Raw genomic sequence first — 24618 nt, 5'->3', positions numbered from 1 at the left:
AAAGTTCTTATAAAAATAACCACTGCGGAAGTAGCTCATTTGGTAGAGCACGACCTTGCCAAGGTCGGGGTGGCCGGTTCGAGCCCGGTCTTCCGCTCAGAGATCAAAAGTTCCAAACTGTTGCAAAGCGGTTTGGAATTTTTGTTTACAGATATTTGTGGATGTTTCTTTACATTTACAGATAAGGATACCCTGGTGGCGGAACTGGTAGACGCGTTGGACTTAAAATCCAATTTGCCGAAAGGCGAGTACGGGTTCGATTCCCGTCTGGGGTACGAAAGCCGTTGCAACTATTTGAAAGACAATAGACTAGCAACGGTTTTTTTTATGCGCCATTTTTGAACTTCCTCACTCCCGCTTTATATACTGCTCCCTTATTTACCCATTTGCGCATTCAGCCGACTTCTGCCTTCCAAAACTCCGCCAACCGATATAAACCAGGAAACGTCTCATCCCGGCGCACAACTGAATAGCGATACTTCCTGCTGCCTTCTCCCCCTGATCAGTGAAAAGCTCATCCAGCCAAAATTAATGACGGCTTCAACTTACTCTATCAGCTTGCGCAACAACTCATCATCGTTTAGCCATTCCAGTTACACCATCAAATCCACGATCGGCGCATTTTCGGACACGCATGCCGCAGCAACTTTCATAGGCCAAAATCCGTAGTTCAATAGATCCAACAAAGCGATCCCTGCCGCGTTACCAAAGGGATGTTAAAATGCTATGAGATTGCAAATGATAAAAGCTCAACAAATAACGGGCTTCTTTACTGTCATCGACGCAAGGAAGATTGGTGTTTAAGTGCCATTTTCCTCCCATAACCACCATTTTTCCGAGAAAAGTGTACCGGGAGAGAGGGAAAGCTGGCTTACCAAACGTATAATATTAACAAAGGCCTTTATAAAAACCGAGTGCCTGGCAGCATCCAGCACTCCAAAACTAATTTCGAACCTATGCCTTGCGGACATCCCGGCATGGGCGCTGCAATTTCCTTTTTCGATTCCTCATTTGTAATTAAAAAGCAAATTCATGAAAAACTCGCTACACACCCGCACCTGGGTGAACCTCTTAATTGTTGCCTCACTATTTTCCTGCAAAAAAAGCATTGATCAGGAGCAGGGTAAACAACTGCTCCCCTCTCAAGTGGCCAAATCGACAGGAGGTAGTGGAAGCCTGGTGGTTGGAGATGATATGATCTGGTCGGATGAATTCAATACCGCCGGCGGCATGAACCCGGACAACTGGATCTTTTCCAACCGTAATAATTCTTCCTGGGCCAAATTCCTGACCGCGCTCCCTGAATATGCCACGTCAGACGGGAATGATATGGTATTGAAAATGGATACGGCGTTGATCCCGGGCGACAATATCCCGTATCACACAGGCGGGATCGAAAGCCGGAACAAATTCTATTTCACCTATGGCATGGTGGAAGTACGGATGAAGTTTGATGAAGCCACAGGCGCCTGGCCGGCGTTCTGGATGATGCCGCAGACCTATCCTTATGGCGGATGGCCGGGTTGCGGGGAAATTGATGTAGCGGAACATTTCAATACGTCGAACGTGACATTGCAGAACGTTTTCTTTAGGTGGTACAATACTTCGCATGGAGCATCGTACACCAAAAATGCCTACAACCGGTATGTGGTGGTATGGACGCCTACTGCCATCCGTTTCTTTGTAAATGGAAAATTTACAACCGCGGTTAACAGGCCGGCTAATTCAACATGGGAGACCTGGCCGTATGATCAGCCCTGTTACATCATCCTGAACCAATCCGGAGGTGCCGGCAGCACGTCTACAGTAGACCGGACCAAGCTCCCGTTTCATAACCGGGTAGATTACGTAAGGGTTTACCAGTCACCCTCTTACCTGTTTAATGCCGGCTTCGAATACAGTGCAGATCTAACGCCCTGGGCGGCCTGGCAACCCGCTGGTACGGTGAGCGTGGTGAATACCGATGCGAATTCAGGAACAAAAGCCATCAGGCTGCAGGGAGGCGAATGTTCAGCAGAGCAACTGATCACTGGCCTGGCGCCTAATACCACCTATACTTTTGGCGGTTATGGTAAAAAATCCATAGCCAGCGCAGGCGCCAGCATTGGCGTGAAGAGTTACGGCGGAACCGCTGTTGGGGCGAGCATCACAGGTACTGCATATCAGCAGCACTCGGTTACATTTACTACCGGAGCCAGCAATACTTCAGCAATCGTGTATATCTATAAAAATTCAAGCAGCGGCACCGTGTATGCAGACGATTTTTATCTGTCAGAACAATAGTGACGCTATATCATCATTGATTCATAATACATCCACGCAGCGGGCCGTTGTCTTCGAAGATGCGCCTGCTGCGTGTACGTTTCATGCCCATTCTGGCACTTCCCGGATGAGACCCCAAAACTGCAAAAGACCCAAAACAAGAAAAATTCCCCGGTAATCTCCGGGGCAAAGCAGCAATAACCGGCGCAGGCCGGCATCAGCGCTTCGGCAATTGAAGCTCGCTGCAGGTCCGGCGTTGATAGCCCCCTCCCGTTGCCGGACGGCGGAATATCCAAAAACCAGAATTTATCCATAATTTAGTTGAAACCTGACCCAATATGTATGATAAGCTATTTCCGTTGTTGAATAGCATACACCCTATGTCTCCCGAACTCGAGCAGCACCTGAAGTTAATCCTCGTCACTAAAGAGGTCCCGAAAAAAACGATGTTGCTGAAACGGGGACAGGTATGCGAACATGTTTATTTTATCGAAAGCGGCATGCTCCACTGCTTCTACGAAAAAAACAGCGAGAAAATCACTTCCTGGTTCATGAAGGAAAACGACGTGATCATCTCCGCCAAAAGTTTCTACATGCAAACCCCCAGCGAAGAAAGCATCGTAGCACTGGAAAACACCCTCGTCCACGGCATCTCCTACCAGCAACTGCAAGACATCTACAGCAAACACCTGGAATTTAACGTGATCGGCCGCGTCCTCACCACCAAATATTACATCCAGAGCGAAGAACGGCTCTACTCCCTCCGGAAAGAACGCGCGCGCGACCGTTACCTCTCGCTGCTGGACACACAGCCAGACATCATCCGCCGCGCCCCGCTGAAACATGTAGCCTCCTATCTCGGCATCAACATGGAAACGCTCAGCCGTATCCGTTCCAGTATCTAATACCAGATCTGCGAATTGTGCCGGTATGCGAATATCCGCTCCAACCGCCTGGGACCGCCCGTTTCCACCAGGCGGTATAGGCCGCCGGACGGTACATTCCGGAATTCAATGACGGAATCCCGCGAACAGGTTTTTTCGGCGACTTCGTGCCAGTTATTGTCTTTCCCGAGCGAAAGCAAGGTATAAGTAGCCTGTTTTCGGACCCACTGCTCGCTGCCTGTATTCAGTTTTCCGAGGACCATCGTTTGCATCGCCAGCGAATCGGGACCGGGCTGCACCGTTCTGCCGGCGGAGTCCAGGACGAAAATACCGCCGCTGAATTTCAACGCATCCGTGAAAGTGGCCATGCGGTAAACGATGTCGCGCCCCATGTCGGGAAAAGTTACCCTGCCATCGCGCACCGGCGCCCAATACACGGGCACCCATTCACCGTAATCGAAAACGCAGATATACGCGACGCCTGCGCTGGTATTGCCGATGGGCAGGGTTATATCAGCGACGGGATTATGCTCCTTCGTCACATCGATCCACTGATCGTTGCGGAGAAAGTCCAGCAGAAAATCCTTTTCCTGCACATGCGGTTTGATGTGCCGGCTCCAGCCGCCGTGTTTGCGGAATGTAAGCCGGAAGACCTTCGCTGCCCTGTCGAACCGCCGGCCCGGCCCCGGCGTCATTTTCCGTTCTTCGTTGTTCCAGTAAACGTCGCCGGCATGGCTGCCGTTCTTGCTACCCCAGAAGGGAACGATATCCACCGTGGCGGGGATGCCGGTGCTTCGCAACACGTACGCGTTAAAGAAGGCCCCCTTCTTACATCCGCCTTCACCAGACAGCAGCAGTTCTTTGTAGGAAGGGTCTTCCGTGATCCGTATGCGGTCTGGGCCATACCGGAACCAGCGGGATGCGGTGTTCACGATGAGATCGTAATAAAATTCCTTACTGCTGGTCAGAAATTTGTCGCCCGGCGCCTTGCGGTTCTTTTCCTCCCACGCCTTCACCAGGGAATCGGCTTTTTGCCGTAACGACGGGCGCCAGTTATCCGGAAAATCCTGGTGCACCTTGTATGGCAACAGATAGTCGAGGAATATATCTTTCGGGACATCCTGGTTCCAGGGATACCTGTTCCATTCGGCCACTGCAGCATCGATCTCGCTTTCGAGGAATGCCGGCCGGATGAATGCCGCATCTTTTTCCGGGATGCCGCCCGCTTCCAGTTGCCGATCCTGCAAAAACGACAAAAGGCTTTCCACGTTGTGAAAGGAATCTATCCGGAAACGGGTGGGTTTGCCGGAGGAAGCGTCCATGATCGCGGGCCGGTCCGACAACTGGCCGGGTATCTCCCTGAGCAGGTACCGCAAGGCTTCCAGCTTCAGCGAATCCGCCGGGTTGCCGGCGTATCGGTTTTCCAGGGAGCGAGCGTCCAGCGCACCGCCGCGCGGGCGGCAGGCCACGCATGAAAACAACAGTAGCCAACAAACAGGGAAGTATTTCATACGGTAAATTTAATCGCTGCCCTGCCGATGAAATATTGATTTTTATCAAATATTCCAACGGCTCCAAGACTATACTTTTGCCAAAACCTCAATTATGAAGAAATTTGTATTGTTACCATTAATGGCACTTGTACTGGTCACCTACTTCGCCTGTACCAAGAACGAAGCCCCGTTCACACCCGAATCCTTTAAAGACCCGTTCGTAAGTGAAGCGGCGAATTTCCTGAAGGGTCAGGTTTCCGCTTCGGAGTTCGAATCGCTGGACCTTCATGGTTATTCCCTCATGAAAAAGAATGAAAAGGAAGTGATCGGCGTACGATTCAATGTGAAAGGTAAAGACGGCAAGCAATTCGCCGTAATCGGCAAAACCGCCACAGGCCTTACCGGCAACTGGGTGGACGTATCCGGACTGGATGCGGACGCCAGCAAAAACGGTACGCTCGCTACCCGTTCTTTCTCCGGAGACAAGCGTTCGAACGTTTCCTTCACCGAAGGCCGCGTTACGAAAGTGAACAGCACCGTCAACGGAAAATCGAAAACGACCGTATTGCGTTACGGCCCCAACGGCGAACGCCTGAAAACAACCACCGGCGCGAGGATTTCCGGGCCGGATTCGGAAGATGGGATATGGCTCCCGGAAGTAACGGTAGTCGGCTACTACAACAATTACTCCGTAAGCTATTATAGCCTGTTCTACTATTTCAACCAGAGCCCGTCCTACACTTACACCTATCAAACTACCGATCCCTATATCTATGGATATGGCGGCGGGGGCGGCGGCAGTTCTTCCGCGGTAGTGGAACTGGCTCCCGTGGAAATCCTCAGCGGCCCCAGCGTCAACCTCAACAAACGCATCAACTGCTTCGGCAACGTACCTTCCAACGCCAGCACCACCTATTCCATGACCGTTTATACCGATATCCCGGAAGACGGCAATCCTTCCACCGTACTCTATGGCACCAATCCCGGCCATGCGTTCGTAACGCTGACGAAAACCAACGGTTCCACGACCGTCAGCCAGACTTTCGGCTTCTATCCCTCAAACGGTATCAAGAGCATCACCTTCGACAACGTGTCCAGCAAAATCGTGAACGACGCCTCGCATGAATACAATGCGAAGATCACCATTCCCAGCATGACCGAGGCGCAATTCAACGCCGCCACATCTACGGCATTGACAAAATCCGGCAATTCCTATGATCTGAATGATTATAATTGCACAGACTACGCCGTCGATATTTTCAACTCCGTTTCCGTTCCCGGTTTCAGCCAGCTGAGCATTCCCGATCACGTGGCACCGGCAGGCGTCAATTACAAAACAACGCCCGGCGGATTGTACAAGGCGCTGGACCAGCTGAAGACAGCCGGCGGCTCCATGGCCCCGTACATTACGGTAGGCGTGGATACCAATGGCGGAACAAGCGGCGGAGAATGTAACTAAATAAAACGCTTGTGAAGAAAGGACTACGGATATTCATGATCCATTTGGGGATTTTCGGGGTGTATTTCGCGGCAACCTCGTTGAAATTCATCTTTGAAAAATCCCCAAATCCTACCGGGCATGGCCTGCTCATGGCAGGCTGCATGCTCGTCCATCTCGTTGCGGGAGCGATGTGGATTGCGGCCCGCCGCAAAACGTTAACCCGCCCGGCCATCATCGTCCATATGTGTGCGCTCATCCTGCCCATCGTCTTGTTCATCATATTCAGCTCGTCTGTTTATGAATGGTTATGGGAATGGAGAGGCAATTGATAACCTAATTTCAAACCATGAAAACATCCAGAAAACCATTTAAATTCCTCATTACCTGCATCCTGTTGATGACCGCCGGAAAGGCGGCGTTCGCGCAGATCCGGTTCGAAGGGTACAGCCAGGATGCCGCGAAAGCCCCCATCCACAAGTTGTACCGTTTCCTGAAAGACGCGCCAACAGATCTCCGGCTGCCCGAAGAAAACCTCCAACCCTCCAAAGCCCCGCTATACGACAAAGTGCTCGCATCCTATTTCGACAATGCCGTCATGACCCAAAAACTCGGCGAAAGGGATGTTGACGTACGGATTCAGTACCAGGCGCTCTACGGCATCGATAAAAGCATCGACCAGGTGCCGGCAGATTCCGTGTTCGCCATGCCAGCCGGGTATTACTACGGCCGGTACCCGGAAGACAAACCGGCCGACCAGGCCGACTGGGCCCAACGGTACGTGGTAGGCTATATCATCGCCGGTAAACATTATCCGATGCTCGATGTCTGCCTCGCAGGTAACCAGCGCTTCGCCTATATCATGCCTTACATTTACTATGACCGCGAGAAAGGTAAAGTTGTAGAGGAATTCGCCCTCAGGCACCGGAAACCGTCATAACACAACAGAAATTGAACCGGAAACTGATTGTAGCCTTGGAATCGGCATACATCGCCAGTGTATTTATGCTTTGCATGTTTTATGCATTGTATAAATACACTTTTTCTTTCAACTACCAGCAAATACCGGAGGGCGGGCACTACCTCGCACTCCCGGTCATCGCCGGTGTAACGGCTTTGTTCGCAGCTTATGCGGCGATCAGGAATGTGAAATCGGAGTACATGCCCGCGGATGGCCTTGTGATGCTGGCGCTCCTTGTTTTCGGGGTGCTGCTGGCAACCGGCAACGGATGGTACAACCTGCACAACGAAATATGGGTCAACACCTTTTGCGGGTTGTCGGTTTACCTGCTTCTCCGGATGGGCGGGCAAACCGCATATCGCAAAGTCATCGTTCCCATCATCCTTTTGTTTTTCCTGCTCGAGCTCTGCGTTGGATACGCCATGCTGTTCAGCAACTTCCGTTCCGAACGTTTGTCCCTGCAGATTACCGGGCACCTGGAAAATTCTGGATTATACGCCATTTACCTGGTGCTGCATTTCCCGCTTGTCCACTATTGGGTTTCCACTAACATTCAAAACAGGCGGGCAAGATTAGCGTTACAGGCGGTGGTCTTTGCGGCTGCAGGAATGCTGGTGTTGATCGTACAGTCGCGGGCGGCGATGATCGGCGCGGCATGTTATGCCATCCAGCTGTTGATGGATGCGCCCTTTTGCAGGAAGCACAGGAAGCAGATTCTACTGACAAGCGCAGTATTGCTGCTCTTCCTCGTAGCAGGGCTCGTTTTCCTGAAGCCGGGCTCCGCTTTCGGGAGGTTCATCATCTGGAAAATCTCGTTGGAACACTGGCAGGAATATATCTGGACGGGAATTGGATATGGCCGGTTTCCCGTGGCTTTCCCTTCGTGGCAGACCGGTTATTTCGAATCGCTGCCGATGTCGGCGATATCGGAAGTACTGTCGGCGGATGAAGTGTATGTCGCCTATAACGAGCCGTTGCAATGGCTGACGGAAACCGGGCTGCCAGGGCTCGCATTGCTGCTGTATGGAATTTGGCGCATCATATCCCATAAACACGAACCGCAGGCGCTACTTCCCCGCCAACTGCAATCCACGCTGCTCATCCTGTTGGCGACGAGCCTGTTCTCCTATCCCTTGCATGTGAACGTTATCCTGATATTGGTATCGGCGATAATGGCCGGTCTCCTTCCGCTTACATTCCGAAAACGCCACCTGCCGGGTTCGAGATGGGTTAATAACTGCCTGGCCGCCCTGCTGCTGGCGGTAACGGTCATAGCCACGGACACCTACCGGGTTGTGAGCCGTTGGAACGGGTTGCAGGAAGCTATCACGATGTCCGAAAACGAACAGGTTGCCTCCTACCAACGGCTATACCCGGCGTTGAAATACAACCCGCATTTCCTGCTCGACTACGGCATCCTGCTGCTTTCCCGGCAAGACGAAAGGGCGGTGGAAATATTGGAGGAAAGTAAAAGCCGGCTGGTCACCGTCACCGTGCTGAACGCCCTGGTGCAGGCATATGAAAGCCGCGGGAACACCAGGAAAGCCATCTCGAACTGTGCCGCGTTGACCTATTTCGTGCCTTACAAGTTTACCTACCGGAAAAATTTGATGGACTTGTACCTCAAAGCAGGTTTTCCCGAAGAAGCCCGGGAAACGGCCAGGTGGATCGTTGCCATGCCGGTCAAAAAGGAAGATGAAACCGTGGTGAATATCAAAAGGATCGCGGGTACCTTGCTGCAATGATCCGATCAGGCCTATCCCAACTGCCTGCCAGTTTTCCATTCCCCGAAAATAAAAGATAATTTCCTCGTTATTTATTATCTTGACAGGCACAAACTGATAAGCAAACCCATGCGCCCAGGCCTCCTTCATGCAATTATGCTGCTCCTCGCCGGCGTTGTAGCCGTCAACGCCTGCCATTCGCCCGACAAACCGGCGGACAAATCCACCGTTGCCGAAAAGAAAGAACTCCCCGGCCTGGGAACCATCGATGCACTGCCGCTCTCCTACCGCTCGCCCGCCGATAATCCCGCTACGCCAGAAAAAGTGGAACTGGGGAGGCTGCTGTTTTACGACCCGGTATTGTCCGGCGGGAAAGATGTAGCCTGCGCCACCTGCCATCATCCCGATTTCGGCTATGCGGAAAGCATCGACCTGTCTATCGGTGTTAACGGGAATGGACTGGGCGAAAAACGGCGCTTCAGGGACAACAACAACATCCCCTTTACCAAACGCAATTCACAATCGCTCCTCAATATAGCGTTCAACGGCATCGGCCCAGACGGAAAATATACGCCGGAAGAAGCACCCATGTTCTGGGACCTCCGCGCAAAAAGCCTCGAAGAACAGGCCGCCATGCCGGTTAAGACGTTTGAAGAAATGCGCGGACATGATTTCAGTGAAGAACAGATTGCGGAAGAAGTGGTGAAACGGGTGAATGGTATCGCAGCATACCGGAAACTTTTTAAATCGGCTTTCCCGGAAAGCAATACGATCGCGCTCACCCACATCACCAAAGCCCTCGGCGCATTCCAGCGTTCACTGACGGCCGTGAATTCGCGGTTCGACCAGTATATGCGCGGCGACCGCTCCGCACTTTCACAACGGGAAGTGGAAGGCATGCAGCTCTTTATCCAGTCCGGCTGCGCCCGCTGTCATAGCGGCCCCATGCTATCCGACTTTAAGCCCCATGTACTCGGCGCTCCCGACAACGAAAAATTACCAGCATCCGATTCCGGCATTCAACGCAGCTATGGCTTCCGCACCCCCACACTCCGCAACCTGCGGTTCACCCGGCCTTACCTGCATAGCGGCAAACTGCAAACCCTCAACGAAGTGCTGTTTTTCTATGAAGACCTTCATGGCAAGCCGCTGCGCAACCCGCATGTAGACCGCTCACAGCTCGACCCACTGGCCGCGGCGGTGCGACTGGAGTTCAAAGACATCAATACCATCGTGGAATTCCTGAATACGTTAAACGATCCCAATTACGACAAGAAAATTCCTGCTTCCGTACCCAGCGGTTTGCCGGTAGGCGGGAACATACAATAACCGGGAGCAATCTCCATACCGGTCGCTGATCCCATCCTTTTTATCATCCACCCCGATTACACGGTCGAGGCGCGCTTTTAGGCTATCGTTCAGGTATTTACTCACGGGGATGTCGAATTGCACCATCACTGCGTATGCAAATCCGGTCAGCAGTACTACTCCACCAACGATGATCATCGCAAGTTGTGTTGGAGGAATGGGGGCCATTGGTTTTCTTATAACTCATAATGGGGAACTGCTTCGTTTTTCCGAGAAAGGAAAGTATCCGCTCAATAGCCTCACAGCCGGATGATCATATGAATATCTTTCGGTTCCCTGCTGAAAAGGGCCTCATCCGGCGTTGCGGCAAGGGCGCTCCCGTTATGCCGGTAAAAGGAAACGGCGGAGCGGGTTTCGGTGGAAGAGACATACAAATACACAGCGCCCCGCTTCCGCGCTTCGCCGGCCAGGCGGTCGAGTATCTGTGTACCGATCCCCCGTCGCCGGAAGTCCCGCGAAACATATAGCAGCTCTACCGCCAGCTGGTTGCCGTTCTCCCCGATCCACGCGTGCCCCAGCACGCCGAACCCCACCAGCACACCGTTGCTGAAGGCGCCGGTAGCGAATCCGCCTGCCGCCAGTGTTGCGATGTACCGCTCCTGTAGTTCGCGGAGTGCGTCCGCGTCCCAGGAGGCACAGTCGATGTGGGCTTCTTTGGCCGTCAATTCCCCGTTTTGCATCTCGTACAGCAGGTCTATGACCTCCGACCGGTCGATCTGCGCCAGCAGCGGGGCTTGCGTTACAGTCATGGTTTCGTGGGATATGGGAGCCATGGTGTGGTGTTTTATGCAAAGGTAAGGCGAAAATGCGCCGTCTTTTTCTTCCGGGGAAATCACGGTTCCGGTGTCCTGCGATCGCGATCGTTTTTCATTTCCGGGTCGTCATTAAATAAAATGCTGTTGCGCGAGACGTGCTGAAAATCGTTATTTTTAATTTGGGATAAACGGCTGTATCCAGCCACCATCCTTCCACGGAACCATGTTCAACATCCAAATGCCATCACTATGAAAACGCAATTATCCACGTTCCTGACTTTCCAGGAAAACAACGCCGAAGCCGCGATGAACTTCTACATCAGCCTGTTTGCCGATTCGAAGGTTATCGACATCCACCGATACGGGAAAGAAGGGCCGGGGAAAGAAGGGTCTGTCATGATCGCAACGTTCGAGCTTAACGGGAAGGCCTTCCGCTGCAGCGACAGTTTCGTCAGGCACAACTGGACCTTTACGCCCGCCATTTCCATCTGGGTCGATTGTAAAGATGAAAACGAGCAGGCCACCCTTTTCGCAAAGCTCTCCGAAAACGGGTCGGTGTACATGCCGCTGAACAATTACGGTTTCAGCCGGCAGTTTGGCTGGGTCGGCGACCGGTTCGGGGTTACCTGGCAGTTAAACCTGGCGTAACGACGAAAACATATCAATCGCCGGGACAGGTATGCTAGAATTCCTTATCCCCGATCTCACTGGCCGGCAATTTGGATTTGCCGCTCAACCGGTTGAGGTTATAACCGAGGTGAATGAGAAATACGTCCGTTTCGTAAACGTAATTCGTGGTCGTGTAAAAATCCCGGCCGCTTGTAGTGATGCGCTGGCGCTGTGTCTGGTGCATGCCCAGGTCGATATTCTGCCATTGCAGCGTAGCGGAAAAACGCCCGTTGAGGAAACTTTTCTTCAGCGACGCATTGGGCACCAGGAAGCGCGAATCCTCCCCTTGCGCCGTGGGCCTGACAGACAGGTAATTGACATTGGCCTGCATGCTCCATCCATCGCCCAGTTTGAAATTGGAGTTCGTATTGATGGAATATACCCAGTTTTTGTTGTTGACGGAGGAGGTGACGCCCAGGATCGTAAGATCGCCTTTGATCCGGTAGTTATACACATTCCCGCCGACGTACAGGCTCCACCATTTTACCGGCTCCAGGTTCGCACCCGCTTCCAGCCCGAACACCCTGGCCGCTTCAGCATTGGTGAATACACGGTTCAGGATGGTATCGGCATAAACGCTGTTAACCCGCTGGATGGGATTTTTAATATGCTGGTAATACAGCGTTCCGAATAACGAGCCTTTCCTGAAATTTTGGACCATTCCCAGTTCCACAAGATCGATAAACGAGGGCAACAGGTTGGGATCCCCCTGCTCCAGCGTTTCGGAATGCTCCCGCTCGGGGATCGGGTTCAGTTCGTAGTTGTTCGTCCGCTGGATCCGCTTACTGTACCCGGCCTTAATCTTCCCATCCTTACCGGTGGCATATAACAGGCTGGCCGAAGGAAAGAGGTTCGACAGATCGAGCCGGTGGGGCTCGGGGTCATAAGACAGCCTGACCGTTCTGCCTGCATTTTCATATCGCAGTCCGCCCTGGTATTCCAGCTTTCCCTGTTTTCCCGAATACTGCGTGTATACCGAATGGATCCGGTTGGCGGCGGAAGCGGAGCCGCGGAATCGATCGGCATCCGGCTGTGAAGTAGCGGGCGTCACGAAATAACCGAACGTTCCTTCCTGCGTGTCGTGCCGGAACTGATAACCGCTTTCGAGCTTACCCTTTCCGAGAGGGATAGCATGATCGAGTTTGAGGCGGTACCCTTTGATGGGGTTTTCATAAGGATTAAACACTTCCTGCAACGCCTTGCCAGTTTCGGGATACTCCAGGTTTTTATTGCGGGTATTGCCGTAGAGCCGGGCGTTCTCGAATAATGCGGAAGCCGAAAGGGTAGACTTGTTCCGGAACGTATGCGTATAATCTATATTACCCAGGAAAAAATTCCCGTACCGGGTCTGAAGATTCGAGTTGAAATAAGTGGTTTCCCGCATCAGTTCTCCATTGCTGATACGGGACGCGGAATTATGGTACAGGATATCCGCCAAGCGCGCCTGGTATCGTTTCCCGACGAAGACGCCGGCAGCAACGGTGTTGGCCGAATCCGGCGAAAAAGCGGCGGATGCACGGCCTGCGTAGTTGTATTTGTCGAAGCTCCGTTCTCCGCTCGATGGGAACCGGGTAAGGATATCGGTTGCACTATTTTTGGTGAAGACATCCCCTTCCCGGTAACCTGCATTATCGTTCCTGGTGTAGTTCCCGCCTGCGGACACGTCCCATTTCCCTTTTTTGAGATTGACGGTCACATCCCCGCCGAAACGCTTCGGCTTTTTCTTATTGCCATGATCGCCGGTACTGGGCAATCCGCCCATGACGTTCGCCGCCATGGACACCCCGTCGGTAGCGCCCTTTTTCGTCGTGATATTGATGATGCCGCCTTTTCCGTCCGGGTCGTATTTTGCCGATGGCGCGGTAACCAGTTCGATGTGCTCGATGGCATTGGCCGGAAGCTGGCTCAGCACGGTCCGGGCGTCTGTCACCACCGGCTTCCCGTTGATGAGCACCAAAAAGTTCGATGAACCGCGTACACTGATGCCGCCTTCACCGTCCATCGAAACGGAAGGGAGGTTCTTCATCACGTCCATGGCGTTGCCGCCTTTCGCGGCTTCGAACTGCCCGGCGCGGTATACCTGCTTATCGATCCGGTTGATGGCGTTCTGCTGCGCGCCCGTTATGTTCACCTGGTTGAGCATAGCGCTGCCGGGGTCCAGCAACTGAACGCCCAGGTCTACCCGCTGGCCTGCCGCTACGCTGACGTTGCCCACGAAACGGGTGGTGTATCCCATAAACAGTATCCGGAGAAAATAATTGCCCGGGGCCAGTTTCTCGATCAGGAAAATCCCTTTCGCGTCTGTGAGGCTTCCGGCAACGAGGGAAGAATCACTGTTCCTGAACAGGGAAACGCTGGCGTATTCCAGTGGCAGGTTAACGGATTTGTCGTTGACGGTGCCGGTAATGGAGGCTTTTTGCCCGAATGTGACCTGAGCGGCCAACAGGAAAATCGAAATAAGGATTGCGCGGTAGTTCATATTGAGTTATCTAACCGCTGCAAAGATAACCGCTGGCGGGAACTATAATAGCAGAAATCCGCCCGTCATGCCGAGTGCGAACCAGAATATGGAAATATCCTACTTCATGATTTAATTTTAAATTTTTCAAAAAAATACACGTTCAGCAAAAACTGGGCATACCCGTATACAAAATCTTCCACCGGAATGGTCCGTACCCTGATGTTCAACATCTCTTCCGGATCATAATTCACCACGGGATTCGCCAGGCCTGTACCTGTCAACACACCGTTAACGGCGAAAAATCCCGGCATCAACAAGAGGTACACCATCGTCACCTGCCCGATCTGCGGCCACTTGGCGACAAAATGCATGTACAGCAGTACAAGTGCCGTAGCCACTGCGGTCACCAGTGTATACCAGCGCCCCGGTTCCAGCAGGGCAGCCAGCAGGCAAACCGTTATGGCCACGAACACGATGATGTTGTTTAGCGCATTTGTCCATGCAAGATCGAAGAACTTGTCCAGGCAATACCAGGTAAACACGCAGGCGAACGGGATACAAATGAAAAAAAGCCACTCTTCCAACGGCAAACCCGCGAAACGCAGGCCCACCGTATACACATCGTTAAACCACCATACGCCCATGCGGGTAAACAGCACGTCCCATCCCAGGAACGGAATTGATACCAATACCACAGCCTTCAAAAATGCGCCAAAGTGGCGATCGAACCGGATCCTCCTGTCGAAAGAAAAGATGAAACAGATAATGACCGTCAAAAAATCAAGGAGCAGGTATGTGTACTGTAACGGCATACTTTTCAAAGCTTGTTAAAATACATCCTGAAATACTTCCATGGCACCCAGAGAAACCCGAAACACTCGCCATCCTCTTTTCCGGTATGCTTGTGGTGCTGTTTGTGCGCCCTTCGGATCGCCCGGAAATAGGGGTTTTTCGTATTCCGCATCCAGCGGATGCGCTGGTGTATGAAGATATCATGAACAAAAAAATAGGACATCCCGTAGAAAAAAATACCAAGACCAATATAAAACAGACCGCTGAACCCCTGCTCCACGCCAAAATACAGCAGCGCGATCGTTGGCAGGGCGAAGATAAAGAAGAACAAATCGTTCCGTTCCAGCTGCCCTTCGTGTGAATGATCGTGATGATCGCGGTGCAATTTCCACAGCCAGCCGTGCATCACGTATTTGTGAATGGCCCAGGTAGCGCCTTCCATCAGCAGGAACGTTGATATGACGATGAGCGCGTTCATTACAAAATCGCCATTTTATATTGCAGGTAACTGCTCATCATCAATGATAATTTACGGCCGTTCGGAATTCGTACCCTTTCCTGCAGTATCTTTTGCGCAGGCATATGCCTGATCTTTTCAAAAAGTGAAAGGTAATATTTGTAAGCAAGGTACACGCCGAACCGCGACGTGACCGGCAGTTTCCTGATTCCGCAGAGCGCCGCAGCAAAATCCTCCGCGATTTCCCTTTCTATGGAAGTTTTGGTATCGGTATCGAATATGCGCAGGTCCACACCCGGGAAATACGTACGGCCGAGTATGCGGTAATCGTCTTTAAGGTCGCGCAGGAAATTCACTTTCTGGAACGCCGATCCCAGTTTCATGGCATAAGGCCGCAGCTTTGCATAAGCCTCCGGATCGCCTTCCACAAACACATGCAGGCACATCAGGCCCACTACTTCCGCAGAGCCCAGGATATATTCCCGGTATTTATCGTCGTCGTATTCAACGGGCGACAGGTCCATCCGCATGCTGTCCAGAAACCGGGAAATCAGTTCCCGCTGGATGCCGTACCGGTTAACGGCGTCCTGGAACGATTGCAGGATGGGGTTCAGGGAAATCCCCTCGTCCAGCGCCTGCCAGGTTTCGACCGATAACCGTTCCAATAACCTGTGTTTGTCATGCGCGTGGAAACTGTCCACGATCTCGTCTGCCAACCGCACGTAGCCGTAAATCGCATATATGGCGGGGCGGATCGATGGCGCGAGCGCAAGGATGCCGATGGAAAAACTCGTACTGTACTTCCTGGTGACGGCCCTGCTGACCTGCATCGACAGCTCTTCAAAAAGCGCTTTCATAACGGACGGATTTTAGTTGATTGATCTCATTGGCGGCGATCTTTCCGGAAATGACCGATGGCGGCACTCCCGGCCCCGGAACCGTCAACTGCCCGGCATAGAACAGGTTGCACAGCTTCCGGTTTCGAAGGGCCGGCTTGCCGACCGCCGTCTGCGCCAGCGTGTTGGCAAGTCCGTAGGCATTGCCCTGGTAGGCGTTGTAATCCTGTATGAAATCACGCACACAATAACTCCTTGTAAAGTCGATTTTATCGCGCAGCTTTTTCATGCCGGTATGTTTTTCCAAACGGTGGAGCATTTCGTCGAGATATCGTTCCCGAATCGCCTCTTCGTCATGCAGCCCTGTTGCCAGCGGCATGAGCAGGAACAGGTTTTCATGGCCCGCCGGCGCTACCGCAGGATCGGTTTTGGAAGGGCAGCAGGCATAGAACAAGGGTTGCTGCGGCCAACGTTTGTTTTTGTAGATGTCATCGATGTGGCCATCGAGCGGGTGTTCGAAAAACAGGTTATGGTGCTGCAAACGCGGCAGTCGCTGGTTGAACCCGAGGTAATAGATGAGCGAAGAAGGGGCGAAAGTGCGCGAGCGCCAATATGCTTCATCGTAATTCCGGAACGCCGTATCGAGGAGGGTTTCGGTATGGTGATAGTCGGACGATGCGATGACGGCGTCGAACGCCAGTTGTTGACCATTGGCGATAATCGATGTTACCCGGCCATTTTCAGCGACAATCCGCTCTACCGGACTGTTAAAGTAAAACCTGGCACCCTCTTTTTCCGCGATCGACTTCATCGCTAAAACCAATTGGTAAAATCCTCCCATGGGGTACCAGGTCCCTAAAACAAGCCCGCCGTAATTCATCAGGCTGTACATGGCCGGAATTTCCGAGGGCGGGGCGCCGAGGAAGATCACCGGAAATTCCATCAGCGCAGCCAGGCGGGAATTTTTGAAATATCGGTCCACGTATTTGCGAAAACCGGACAAAAGATCAAGTTTGAAGGAGGAGACGGCGATCCTGGGGGATACGAATTCCAGCCAGGAATGGCAGGGTTTCTGCACAAATTCCCGCATCCCGACTTCGTATTTGAACCGTGCGGATTTCATAAAAGCGTCCAGTTGCCGGCCGGCCCCCGGTTCCAAACTTTCGAACAGACTGCGCAATTGCCCATATTCCCGGGGAACGGCAAGGTTGCCGTCGGAAAAGATGATTTCGAACTGGGGGTCGAGTGGCACCAGTTCATAATAATCGGACGCGGTGCTGCCGAAATCGCGGAAAAATCGCTCTATGACATCGGGCATCCAATACCAGCTGGGGCCCATATCGAAAGTATAACCCGCCGCAGCCAGTTGCCGGGCCCGGCCGCCGGGGGAGCCGTTCTTCTCGAACACATGCACTTCATGCCCGGCTTTCGCCGCATATGCCGCGGCAGACAAACCCGAAATGCCGGAGCCGATGATCGCGATTTTCTTTTGCATCGATTATTCAATTGGAGGTAAGCAATCTTTTGTAACCACATCGAGCAGGTCCGAAGCCGGCAAGTTGCGAATGAAGATATCGTGATGGAAATCGTCCAGTTTCGACAACAGGCGTATCAGGTCCGTTTTTTCGTCGTGATCGAGATTGCCTGTCACGATGCGGGTGGCCTGCCGTATCTTTACCATCTGGCGTTGCAATACCGCCTGTCCTTTGGCGGTAATACGGATAATTCGCCTTCTTTTATCGGCATGCGATCCCCCCTGCTCCACCCAGCCTTGCAACTGTAGCCGGTTAAGTATCTGAATGCCGGCGGGCTTGTCATGGATATTCCGTCTGATCAGTTCCATTTTGGTCATCGGGCCCAATGCGTTGAGGTTGATCAGATAAATGAATTCCTCCTGCGTGGAAAAATCCGAATCGTGAATGGCGGCCTTCGCATACATTTTCGCATACCGGTTCATGCGTACCACGAGCGTGCTGATGAAGCTCTCCGGGCTCCTCCCGCTTTCCTTCCCTTCCCAGGCGGGCTGATCCCGTTTCTGCCCAGAGCGCTTTACTTCATCATATATCCACTGCTTAAACCCGTTCAGCCCAACGGGATATTTGGCTCCCTGGTTAGCATCATTGAATGCCTCCACCATATCAATAACCGATTTAATTAAATCATAAGTCATTTTAAATCAGTTTACTCAACTCCCGAAACATTCATTTAGTATATTTTTATACTTATTTTATCAAAAGTAGTATAAAAATATACTTTTTATTCAAAACACAAAAAAAAGAGTGAAATCAATTCACTCTTTTCATACTAATCTGTTGAGAATCAGTTTATTATTTCTAGTTCCTATCTAAAAATGGATCAAGCGTCCGGGATTTCGGGCTCTACGAGGCGGGTCAGTTTGTCGAGCGACTCCTGCCAGCCGAGGTAACAGAATTCCACGGGGATAGCTTCGGGAATGCCTTCCTGTTTGATATTGATTTCCGTACCGGCGATGGTTTTCTTCAGCATTACGGTGGTGATCATTTCTCCGGGGAGGTTGGGATCATCGAACTGATCGGTGTATTTCAGCAATTCGTTCGGTTTGATTTCCAAGTACTTGCCGCCGAAGGAATGGCTGTTTCCCGTAGAGAAGTTGTGGAAAGACATCCTGAAGGTGCCGCCAACTTCGGGTTTCATTTCGTGCACGGTGCAAAGGAAACCATACGGGGGCAACCAGGAAGCGATGGCCCGTTCGTCGGTGAATGCGCGGAATACTTTCTCCGGCGTGGTTTTCAGCATGCGGTGTAATGTTACGGTATTGCCTGACATAAGTTCGGTTTTTGGTCCCTACTCTTTTGGCTTTTCGGTGCCGCCCGTTTTTTATCGTGGTGGCTGCTCCACTGACAGTACAAAAGTGGTGGTAAAAACCGACTTCTGCAGTGGCAGGATGCGACAAATCCCGGGTAATATGCGACTGTCGCGCAAAGCTTCACCGGCCATCCGGCGCCGGGTGAAACCGCGCTTTCCCTGGTCTCCGTCATGGCCCGAGGGTTTTATCGCAGCACCGTGATGTTCCCTTTGAACAGGTGCCATTCTCCCGCGGCATCGCGCACCCGCAGGATGTACACATACGTGCCCACTTCCTGCCCCTGCGCATCCCAACGCTGCTGGTAATTCCTTTGCGTAAACACAACATGCCCCCAGCGGTTGAACACCGTCAGCTCATTGTCCGGATACCGCTCCAGGCCGATGATGCGGAAGCGGTCGTTATGCCCGTCGCCATTCGCCGTGAAAGCGGTGGGGATGAACAGCGGCATCACCTGGAGCAGGTGCGTGGCGCGGTTGTTGGCAGGCAGGCTGTCGGGCTGCGATGCGGTTACCGTTGCCGTATTCTCGATCGGGCCCGTTTTACCGGCTTTCGCCAGGATGGTGAGCGTCGCGCTTTCGCGGGCGGGCAGGATGGGTATTTCCCAGGTTACCCGGTGACTTCCGGGTTGATAGGAAGCGGTCCCTTTTGCGGGAGGTTGCAGCCTGTCGAACGATAGCGCCGCGGGCAGGGCGTCTGTGACGATGATACCTGTGGCGGTGGCGGGGCCGTTGTTCGTGACGGTCAGCAGGTAGGAAACGTTTTGTCCACCGGGCAACTGGCGGGCATCGGCCGATTTGCGGATAGACATATCCGTTCCCTGTGGCCGCGGCCCGGCGGGACCGGTGAGGACCACGGGGTCCGAGGGGTCGGAGGCGCAGGCATCCGGGCCGTTGAAAGCCACCACGGTGTAGGTGCCTGGCTCAACGGTCGTATGCGCGATACCGTTAGCTCCCGGAATGGGGAGCCCATTACGGTACCATTGGTATCGCGAAGCACCGGAAGCGGCAGCGATGAGCCTGGCGGGCCTGTCCGTGTCCACGGTCCTTGTGGGCGGGCCGGATTGAGCCATGGCTACGGCTGCGCTCCCGGTGAGGAAAGCGGTCAATATGCGGGATTTCCGCCGCATGTTACTCGATAGTGATCGTCGGTTTGCCGGCTTTCTTGTATTCCTTCACGACAACGGTGGTGGTGCTGGTGCCGCTGTACAATGCAGGTGCAGTATAGGTGCAGGCGGTTTTGGCGGCATAATTCACGTCGAGCGCTATGGAATAGGTTTCGGCATGACCCGGATTTGCGGCGGCGGTGAGCGTATAGCTGTCTGCGTTTCCAACGGTGGTTTTAACGCTGGAGGCGTCCACTTTGGACCAGGTGTATTGCAGCTCGAAATCGTCGATGGTCAGCGCCGGCAATTGGGTATTGGAGATGTCGCGCGGTGTAGCGTCGAATGCTACGACGCTGGTAAAAGTGAAGGCATCGGGGCCTGTGGGGGCGCCGTTCTCGGAGCAATAGCTGACGCCTTCCGCATCTGTTTTATTGACGCGGGGCGTCACTTTCAGCGGCGGTAAAACATACACCGTGAAATAGGTCGGATCGGCCTCGCAACCCGTGGCCGCGCCGATGGTGGCCGACACCCGGTAGATATGCCATCCCGGCGCCGCATTGGTAACGTTGGCCTTGTTCGGCGAACTGCCTGCCGTCATCGGCTGGAAGGTGGTACCGTCGGTATTCATTTCCTCCCAGGTGAAATTCGTGTACGGCAGGTTGTTTTCCGGATCGGTGGTAGAAGACGCCAGTGTGAACGTGGACGACCCGGTGCAGAACAGGGTACTGCCGTTGTCGGTGGACGTACCTTCCAGGTAATTGCCGCCGTTCTTGAAAAGCCCGGCCGGCGTCGAGATTTTGGTCTGTGCAGTGGCGTTGACCGCCATGAGGAAGCATCCTGCGAAAAACAGGCATGCAATTGTAATGGTGCGGAGTTGTGTGCTCATATGATCAGGGATTATTCTGAATGGTTAATTCCGGCGATGCGGCTTTCGGCATAACGTTTACCGTTGCCGGCGCTTGTGTTTCCGAGTTCGTGCAGCCGGTTCGCTGCGCTTCCACGTAGAAAGTGTAATTACCGGCAGCGGTGATCACCGGCGTGATGCTATTGCCCGTTCCGATAAAAGTGGAGCCGTTGTACCAGCGGTACGTGGCGCAGGATTCCGGCGAATTCACCGAAAGGGAAATGCCAGATACTTGCGTGATGCAAACAGGATCGGGACCGGCGGAACCGTTGAGCGTAAAGGCGACCGAAGGCTGCCGGGCTATGCGGGTAACGTCGAGGAGATTGAGGGTGAGGAGCACACCGGCAACGGCGGTGAGTTTGATCTCCACCCGGTCGAACGATCCGGCGACGGCGGCGGTGAGGATATTGACGGGGCTCCCCGGCGCCAGGAGCCGCAGTTGCAGCCCGGTGGCCGCGTTGGTAATGGGCGCCCCCACCGGCGTACCGCCCAGGTAAGGCTGGATGCTGAAATTCCCCAGCAGCAACAGGTCGAGCAGGGAGCCGCCCTCCCTTTCGATCATGATGCGGACGGAGTCCCCCGGCTCCGAAGCCGTATTGAAAACGACGGTTTCGTAAACGCTGCCGGCGGCGTTCACGCCCATATTCAGCACGGCAGCGCTCGCCAGGTCCGCATCCACCGCGTTCCACTCATTCGTCACGGAACCGATCCCTACGATATTGAGCGCCGGTATCACGCCGCTTAATACGTCCACCACGCCGTTACAGGCAATTGAATTATTGGTGTTCTTGTAGTAATAGGCTTCGTAAACTTTCATGCTGTAGGCGACGCCGATGCCGTTCACCGTGATCACGACCCCGTCGAAATTCTGGCTGGGAACGAAAGACAGTTCCATTGTGGCCGTGCCGTTGACCAGGCCGAGGAGTTGCGGATCATCGAGTTTTTCGGTGGCGATGTTGACTTTCGTACTGCCGGAGCCGTTGTAATATCCCTGGATGGTGAAACTGGGCAATAGGGCGAGTAAGCCGCTGAATGTGGACACTTTCAGGTAGACGCGCGTGCCTGCATTTACCTTCTGCTGGAAGCCCAGCCATTGTTTGGCAGGCGTCAGCAGTCCCGCCGCAAGCGTAGACGCGGTTGTGACGTTCCCGTCAACGGCATCGGCTTCATTCGTAACGTTGCCGGATTTTTCGGATGAACTGGCATATTGCCGGACCTGCCGGGTGCATTGCGCATCGGCCGTCGCCGGCCAGGCGAGCCAGATCAGCAGTAATAACCTGCCCAGGAAATGTGAAGCGCGGGAAAAATATGTCTTCGAAGGATACGGCCTCATAGGCGGGATACGGCTGCGCGGGGATTAAAAAGCCCGCTGTAATACGAAATAAGCGATTATACCGCTGAAGGGACGTCGTGAATGGAGAATGAACAAAGATGGATAGGGATTACATAAAATGAACAGAATGAACAAGATAAGATTTTAGCCTTTGACAAATCATTACACTTGATTTATGCATTATCAACATTTTCAATTAGAATATTCTAATCATATTCATCCCCGGCTTTGAAAAGCCCCCCGTTCCGGCGGGCCTTACCATTAATCAGGAATCGCTATTTACTTCGGACCTGTTCCCATCACCATCCATCCCGCCGGCGTCGCCTGCACCCATGGTATTGTCTGCCCGGCGGACCGCATACGTTGCCAAAGGCATGAACCCAACGAAACCATAACCGCTGTTGAACCGCCAACCTCCACCTTTCCTCCCTGCGGACCCGGCAGCAACGATTTACATCCTTCAACACCCACACTTCCCGGGAAAAACAGCGTGCTCAGCCGGGACGCTTCCAGCGACAGCTGTTGATTTCCGTCATGCCCGACCTCCCCAACAAAAACGCTTCCTCACCTGCGGCGAAATGGCAAAAAGTGACGAATCCCCTTTTCCGGACACGAAATTCCCTATCTTGTGGGGAAACAAACAGACCAGCAGACCAAAGTCTTATCCTTGCATATGTTCGATGAGCGCCACATCTGGGCCAGGTTTTGCGAAGGGGAAAAAGCAGCCTTCCGGGAACTGTACGACCATTTTTACACGCGGATGTTCGTGTGGGGATGTAAATGGTTGAAAGGAGAAGAGGCCTTTGTCAGGGATACGTTGCATGATTTTTTCATATATCTCTGGGAACGGCGGGCCCGTCTTTCCCAACCCGCCCATCTCTCCGCCTACCTGCTCACTTCCTTCAAACGCCGTTTGACGGACGGGTGGGAAAAGGAAATACAGGCTTCCGGGCTCGACAACCTGGCCGATCAGTCCGAATCAGATTTAACCGAAGCGGAAACCTTTTCCGCGCAGTTCGCCCTCGTGCAGGCGGCGCTGGCCAACCTTTCGCCCGCGCAACGCGAGGTGATCGAGATGCGGTACCTCTCCGGGATGAGCCCCGAACAGATCGCCGCCCATAAAAACACCAGTCTCCGCACGGTGTACAACCTTATGCACCGGGGCATCACCCAACTCCGCCGCCAGGTAGGCAGCCAGCATTTGTTCTTTCTTTAACCCCGCTCCTTCCATCCTCCCAAAAAAAATTTCAAACCGTGTGGTAAATCCATCCCGGTTTTGCCTCTGTCCTGTTAAAAGAGGCACCATGGGGGAATTTACGGCTGCAAAACTGGCCACGCTACCATCTTTCATCAATTACTGCCACGGTACCGACCGCGCCGATGCCGCGTATTGGGAAAGCTATCTCGGGGAACATCCTGAAAAAGCGCCCATGATCGCCGAAGCCCGCGAGCTGGTCAGCATCGGCAGCTGGATGGCGCGCGGCGAAAAAGAAAAATCCGCCGCGCTCGACCGGCTCGATGCCTACCTGGCCACGCCGGTTGCGGTCCGCAGCCGCCGGCGTTACCTCCCCTATGCAGCAGCCGCCGCATCTGTGGCCGCCCTCATCGCCGCGGCGATCTTCCTCGCCCGGCCCAAACAATTGCCCATTGCGCCCGTCATCGAAACCGCCGCGCAAAACGCCCGCAAAAACCTTGTACTGCCGGATAGCAGCGTTGTATTGCTGGAACATGGCGCGCTGGTGGAACTGGAACATGGCTACGGCGATCATCGCCGCCTCGTACGGCTGGAAGGCACCGCGTATTTCAACGTGGCCGAAGATCCACACAAACCTTTCAGCGTAATGGCCGGCCAATACCTGATCACCGCGCTGGGCACTTCGTTCCGCGTGAGCATCCGGCCGGATAGTTTGCAGGTGCTGCTGGAAGAAGGGAAGGTGAAAGTGGAATATGTAGCCGGTAAAAAACCGGAGCTCATTGCCGTGCTTGGCCCGTCTGACCGGCTCGATCTCCGTCCTGGCGCTACCGCTGCGCCGCAGCGCAGTACTTTCCGGGCCGCCGAGCTCCACACCTGGAAAGCAGAAGAAATCGTATTCGACAATACGCCGCTCACCGAGGCCGTCCGCCAGCTGGAAGCGGTGTATAATATCCGGATAGCGTTGCAGGATTTCGATCCGAAAAAGGAGACTTTCTCGGGGAGGTTCCGCAACGACCGGCTGACCGAAGTGCTTGAAGTGCTTTGCTTTACATTAAACAAGCGATATGAGATAAACGAGGATTCTACCGAAATCATTATTCATTAATCAACCAACATAGCAAGCGTTATGCAATGTATTC

23 protein-coding genes and 2 tRNA genes are annotated in these 24618 nt (G+C 53.4%); 13 read left to right on the top strand and 12 right to left on the bottom strand.

The window, feature by feature from the left end; all coding sequences use genetic code 11:
• Positions 1–24 precede the first annotated feature (24 nt).
• The 3 genes from EJ361_RS23730 to EJ361_RS23720 all read left to right on the top strand — a co-directional run bounded on the left by EJ361_RS23730 (position 25) and on the right by EJ361_RS23720 (position 2283).
• Positions 25–97, top strand: a tRNA-Gly gene (locus EJ361_RS23730).
• A gap of 92 nt (positions 98–189) precedes the next feature.
• Positions 190–275 (top strand) — tRNA-Leu (locus EJ361_RS23725).
• A 757-nt stretch (positions 276–1032) separates the two neighbouring features.
• Positions 1033–2283 carry a family 16 glycosylhydrolase gene (locus tag EJ361_RS23720; protein WP_126249069.1) on the top strand — a complete coding sequence of 417 codons (1251 nt, stop codon included), beginning with the start codon at positions 1033–1035 and terminating at the stop codon, positions 2281–2283.
• A 5-nt stretch (positions 2284–2288) separates the two neighbouring features.
• Here EJ361_RS23720 and EJ361_RS23715 read toward each other — a convergent pair whose 3' ends face one another.
• A complete protein-coding gene (locus EJ361_RS23715) occupies positions 2289–2576 on the bottom strand; it encodes a hypothetical protein (protein ID WP_126249068.1) in 288 nt (95 codons plus the stop codon).
• A 66-nt stretch (positions 2577–2642) separates the two neighbouring features.
• Between EJ361_RS23715 and EJ361_RS23710 the strand changes: the two genes are divergently transcribed.
• A complete protein-coding gene (locus EJ361_RS23710; protein ID WP_205687100.1) occupies positions 2643–3167 on the top strand; it encodes a Crp/Fnr family transcriptional regulator in 525 nt (174 codons plus the stop codon).
• Here the strand turns inward: EJ361_RS23710 and EJ361_RS23705 are convergent.
• Positions 3164–4657 carry a hypothetical protein gene (locus tag EJ361_RS23705; protein ID WP_126249066.1) on the bottom strand — a complete coding sequence of 498 codons (1494 nt, stop codon included), beginning with the start codon at positions 4655–4657 and terminating at the stop codon, positions 3164–3166. The two genes, EJ361_RS23710 and EJ361_RS23705, sit on opposite strands and share 4 nt — an antisense overlap.
• Before the next feature lie 94 nt (positions 4658–4751).
• Between EJ361_RS23705 and EJ361_RS23700 the strand changes: the two genes are divergently transcribed.
• The 5 genes from EJ361_RS23700 (at position 4752) to EJ361_RS23680 (ending at position 10091) form a co-directional block, all read left to right on the top strand.
• On the top strand, positions 4752–6098 hold the full coding sequence (locus EJ361_RS23700; protein WP_126249065.1) for a hypothetical protein: 1347 nt from the start codon (positions 4752–4754) through the stop codon (positions 6096–6098).
• Between the two features lie 11 nt (positions 6099–6109).
• The gene (locus EJ361_RS23695; RefSeq protein ID WP_126249063.1) at positions 6110–6409 is read left to right on the top strand and encodes a hypothetical protein; all 300 of its coding nucleotides are present in this window, start codon (positions 6110–6112) and stop codon (positions 6407–6409) included.
• 17 nt (positions 6410–6426) lie between these two features.
• Positions 6427–7017: a hypothetical protein gene (locus EJ361_RS23690; protein ID WP_126249061.1), complete on the top strand. Its 591-nt coding sequence runs from the start codon at positions 6427–6429 to the stop codon at positions 7015–7017.
• Positions 7018–7052: 35 nt separating this feature from the next.
• Positions 7053–8783, top strand: coding sequence for an O-antigen ligase family protein (locus EJ361_RS23685; RefSeq protein ID WP_126249059.1), 1731 nt, complete (start codon positions 7053–7055; stop codon positions 8781–8783).
• Positions 8784–8891: 108 nt separating this feature from the next.
• Positions 8892–10091: a cytochrome-c peroxidase gene (locus EJ361_RS23680; protein ID WP_205687099.1), complete on the top strand. Its 1200-nt coding sequence runs from the start codon at positions 8892–8894 to the stop codon at positions 10089–10091.
• A 278-nt stretch (positions 10092–10369) separates the two neighbouring features.
• Here EJ361_RS23680 and EJ361_RS23675 read toward each other — a convergent pair whose 3' ends face one another.
• Positions 10370–10903: a GNAT family N-acetyltransferase gene (locus EJ361_RS23675; RefSeq protein WP_126249057.1), complete on the bottom strand. Its 534-nt coding sequence runs from the start codon at positions 10901–10903 to the stop codon at positions 10370–10372.
• 231 nt (positions 10904–11134) lie between these two features.
• Between EJ361_RS23675 and EJ361_RS23670 the strand changes: the two genes are divergently transcribed.
• On the top strand, positions 11135–11533 hold the full coding sequence (locus EJ361_RS23670; RefSeq protein ID WP_126249055.1) for a VOC family protein: 399 nt from the start codon (positions 11135–11137) through the stop codon (positions 11531–11533).
• A gap of 34 nt (positions 11534–11567) precedes the next feature.
• Here EJ361_RS23670 and EJ361_RS23665 read toward each other — a convergent pair whose 3' ends face one another.
• Together EJ361_RS23665 and EJ361_RS23660 are read right to left on the bottom strand one after the other, a co-directional pair.
• Positions 11568–14033, bottom strand: a complete 2466-nt coding sequence (locus EJ361_RS23665; RefSeq protein ID WP_126249053.1) for a TonB-dependent receptor — start codon at positions 14031–14033, stop codon at positions 11568–11570.
• 104 nt (positions 14034–14137) lie between these two features.
• On the bottom strand, positions 14138–14827 hold the full coding sequence (locus tag EJ361_RS23660) for a lycopene cyclase domain-containing protein (protein WP_126249051.1): 690 nt from the start codon (positions 14825–14827) through the stop codon (positions 14138–14140).
• Between EJ361_RS23660 and EJ361_RS26205 the strand changes: the two genes are divergently transcribed.
• Entirely contained in the window at positions 14809–15168 is a 360-nt protein-coding gene (locus EJ361_RS26205; RefSeq protein ID WP_394344738.1) for a hypothetical protein, read from the top strand. The genes EJ361_RS23660 and EJ361_RS26205 overlap by 19 nt on opposite strands.
• Before the next feature lie 116 nt (positions 15169–15284).
• On the opposite strand, the gene EJ361_RS23650 is transcribed toward EJ361_RS26205, so the two are convergent.
• The 7 genes from EJ361_RS23650 to EJ361_RS23620 form a co-directional block, all read right to left on the bottom strand.
• The gene (locus EJ361_RS23650; RefSeq protein WP_126249048.1) at positions 15285–16121 is read right to left on the bottom strand and encodes a phytoene/squalene synthase family protein; all 837 of its coding nucleotides are present in this window, start codon (positions 16119–16121) and stop codon (positions 15285–15287) included.
• Entirely contained in the window at positions 16105–17595 is a 1491-nt protein-coding gene (locus EJ361_RS23645; protein ID WP_126249046.1) for a phytoene desaturase family protein, read from the bottom strand. Before EJ361_RS23645 ends, EJ361_RS23650 begins: the two co-directional genes overlap by 17 nt.
• Positions 17596–17598: 3 nt before the next feature.
• A complete protein-coding gene (locus EJ361_RS23640; protein ID WP_205687098.1) occupies positions 17599–18237 on the bottom strand; it encodes a MarR family winged helix-turn-helix transcriptional regulator in 639 nt (212 codons plus the stop codon).
• A gap of 218 nt (positions 18238–18455) precedes the next feature.
• The gene (locus EJ361_RS23635; RefSeq protein WP_126249043.1) at positions 18456–18905 is read right to left on the bottom strand and encodes an SRPBCC family protein; all 450 of its coding nucleotides are present in this window, start codon (positions 18903–18905) and stop codon (positions 18456–18458) included.
• Positions 18906–19129: 224 nt separating this feature from the next.
• Entirely contained in the window at positions 19130–20071 is a 942-nt protein-coding gene (locus EJ361_RS23630; protein ID WP_126249041.1) for a T9SS type B sorting domain-containing protein, read from the bottom strand.
• Between the two features lies 1 nt (position 20072).
• The gene (locus tag EJ361_RS23625) at positions 20073–20933 is read right to left on the bottom strand and encodes a hypothetical protein (protein WP_126249039.1); all 861 of its coding nucleotides are present in this window, start codon (positions 20931–20933) and stop codon (positions 20073–20075) included.
• Positions 20934–20937: 4 nt separating this feature from the next.
• Positions 20938–22284, bottom strand: coding sequence for an immunoglobulin domain-containing protein (locus EJ361_RS23620; RefSeq protein WP_126249037.1), 1347 nt, complete (start codon positions 22282–22284; stop codon positions 20938–20940).
• Positions 22285–22912: 628 nt separating this feature from the next.
• Here EJ361_RS23620 and EJ361_RS23615 point away from each other — a divergent pair.
• Complete coding sequence (locus EJ361_RS23615) at positions 22913–23500, top strand: RNA polymerase sigma factor (protein WP_126249035.1); 588 nt, start codon at positions 22913–22915, stop codon at positions 23498–23500.
• 88 nt (positions 23501–23588) lie between these two features.
• Positions 23589–24584 carry a FecR family protein gene (locus EJ361_RS23610; RefSeq protein WP_126249033.1) on the top strand — a complete coding sequence of 332 codons (996 nt, stop codon included), beginning with the start codon at positions 23589–23591 and terminating at the stop codon, positions 24582–24584.
• Positions 24585–24618 lie beyond the last annotated feature (34 nt).

It is taken from the genome of Chitinophaga rhizosphaerae (genome assembly GCF_003958645.1).
In the GTDB taxonomy this organism is placed as follows: domain Bacteria; phylum Bacteroidota; class Bacteroidia; order Chitinophagales; family Chitinophagaceae; genus Chitinophaga; species Chitinophaga rhizosphaerae.
Note: the sequence above shows the minus strand (reverse complement) of the source record. Positions and strands in the feature narration are given on the sequence as shown.

Coding starts and splice junctions, on each gene's coding strand:
- EJ361_RS23640 (WP_205687098.1), bottom strand. CDS start 18,237: ATGGTGGAGGCATTCAATGATGCTAACCAGGGAGCCAAATATCCCGTT.
- EJ361_RS23715 (WP_126249068.1), bottom strand. CDS start 2,576: ATGGATAAATTCTGGTTTTTGGATATTCCGCCGTCCGGCAACGGGAGG.
- EJ361_RS23650 (WP_126249048.1), bottom strand. CDS start 16,121: ATGAAAGCGCTTTTTGAAGAGCTGTCGATGCAGGTCAGCAGGGCCGTC.
- EJ361_RS23625 (WP_126249039.1), bottom strand. CDS start 20,933: ATGAGCACACAACTCCGCACCATTACAATTGCATGCCTGTTTTTCGCA.
- EJ361_RS23675 (WP_126249057.1), bottom strand. CDS start 10,903: ATGGCTCCCATATCCCACGAAACCATGACTGTAACGCAAGCCCCGCTG.
- EJ361_RS23645 (WP_126249046.1), bottom strand. CDS start 17,595: ATGCAAAAGAAAATCGCGATCATCGGCTCCGGCATTTCGGGTTTGTCT.
- EJ361_RS23665 (WP_126249053.1), bottom strand. CDS start 14,033: ATGAACTACCGCGCAATCCTTATTTCGATTTTCCTGTTGGCCGCTCAG.
- EJ361_RS23690 (WP_126249061.1), top strand. CDS start 6,427: ATGAAAACATCCAGAAAACCATTTAAATTCCTCATTACCTGCATCCTG.
- EJ361_RS23620 (WP_126249037.1), bottom strand. CDS start 22,284: ATGAGGCCGTATCCTTCGAAGACATATTTTTCCCGCGCTTCACATTTC.
- EJ361_RS23635 (WP_126249043.1), bottom strand. CDS start 18,905: ATGTCAGGCAATACCGTAACATTACACCGCATGCTGAAAACCACGCCG.
- EJ361_RS23705 (WP_126249066.1), bottom strand. CDS start 4,657: ATGAAATACTTCCCTGTTTGTTGGCTACTGTTGTTTTCATGCGTGGCC.
- EJ361_RS23720 (WP_126249069.1), top strand. CDS start 1,033: ATGAAAAACTCGCTACACACCCGCACCTGGGTGAACCTCTTAATTGTT.
- EJ361_RS23660 (WP_126249051.1), bottom strand. CDS start 14,827: ATGCCGTTACAGTACACATACCTGCTCCTTGATTTTTTGACGGTCATT.
- EJ361_RS23630 (WP_126249041.1), bottom strand. CDS start 20,071: ATGCGGCGGAAATCCCGCATATTGACCGCTTTCCTCACCGGGAGCGCA.
- EJ361_RS23700 (WP_126249065.1), top strand. CDS start 4,752: ATGAAGAAATTTGTATTGTTACCATTAATGGCACTTGTACTGGTCACC.
- EJ361_RS23610 (WP_126249033.1), top strand. CDS start 23,589: ATGGGGGAATTTACGGCTGCAAAACTGGCCACGCTACCATCTTTCATC.
- EJ361_RS23670 (WP_126249055.1), top strand. CDS start 11,135: ATGAAAACGCAATTATCCACGTTCCTGACTTTCCAGGAAAACAACGCC.
- EJ361_RS26205 (WP_394344738.1), top strand. CDS start 14,809: ATGTGTACTGTAACGGCATACTTTTCAAAGCTTGTTAAAATACATCCT.
- EJ361_RS23680 (WP_205687099.1), top strand. CDS start 8,892: ATGCGCCCAGGCCTCCTTCATGCAATTATGCTGCTCCTCGCCGGCGTT.
- EJ361_RS23710 (WP_205687100.1), top strand. CDS start 2,643: ATGTCTCCCGAACTCGAGCAGCACCTGAAGTTAATCCTCGTCACTAAA.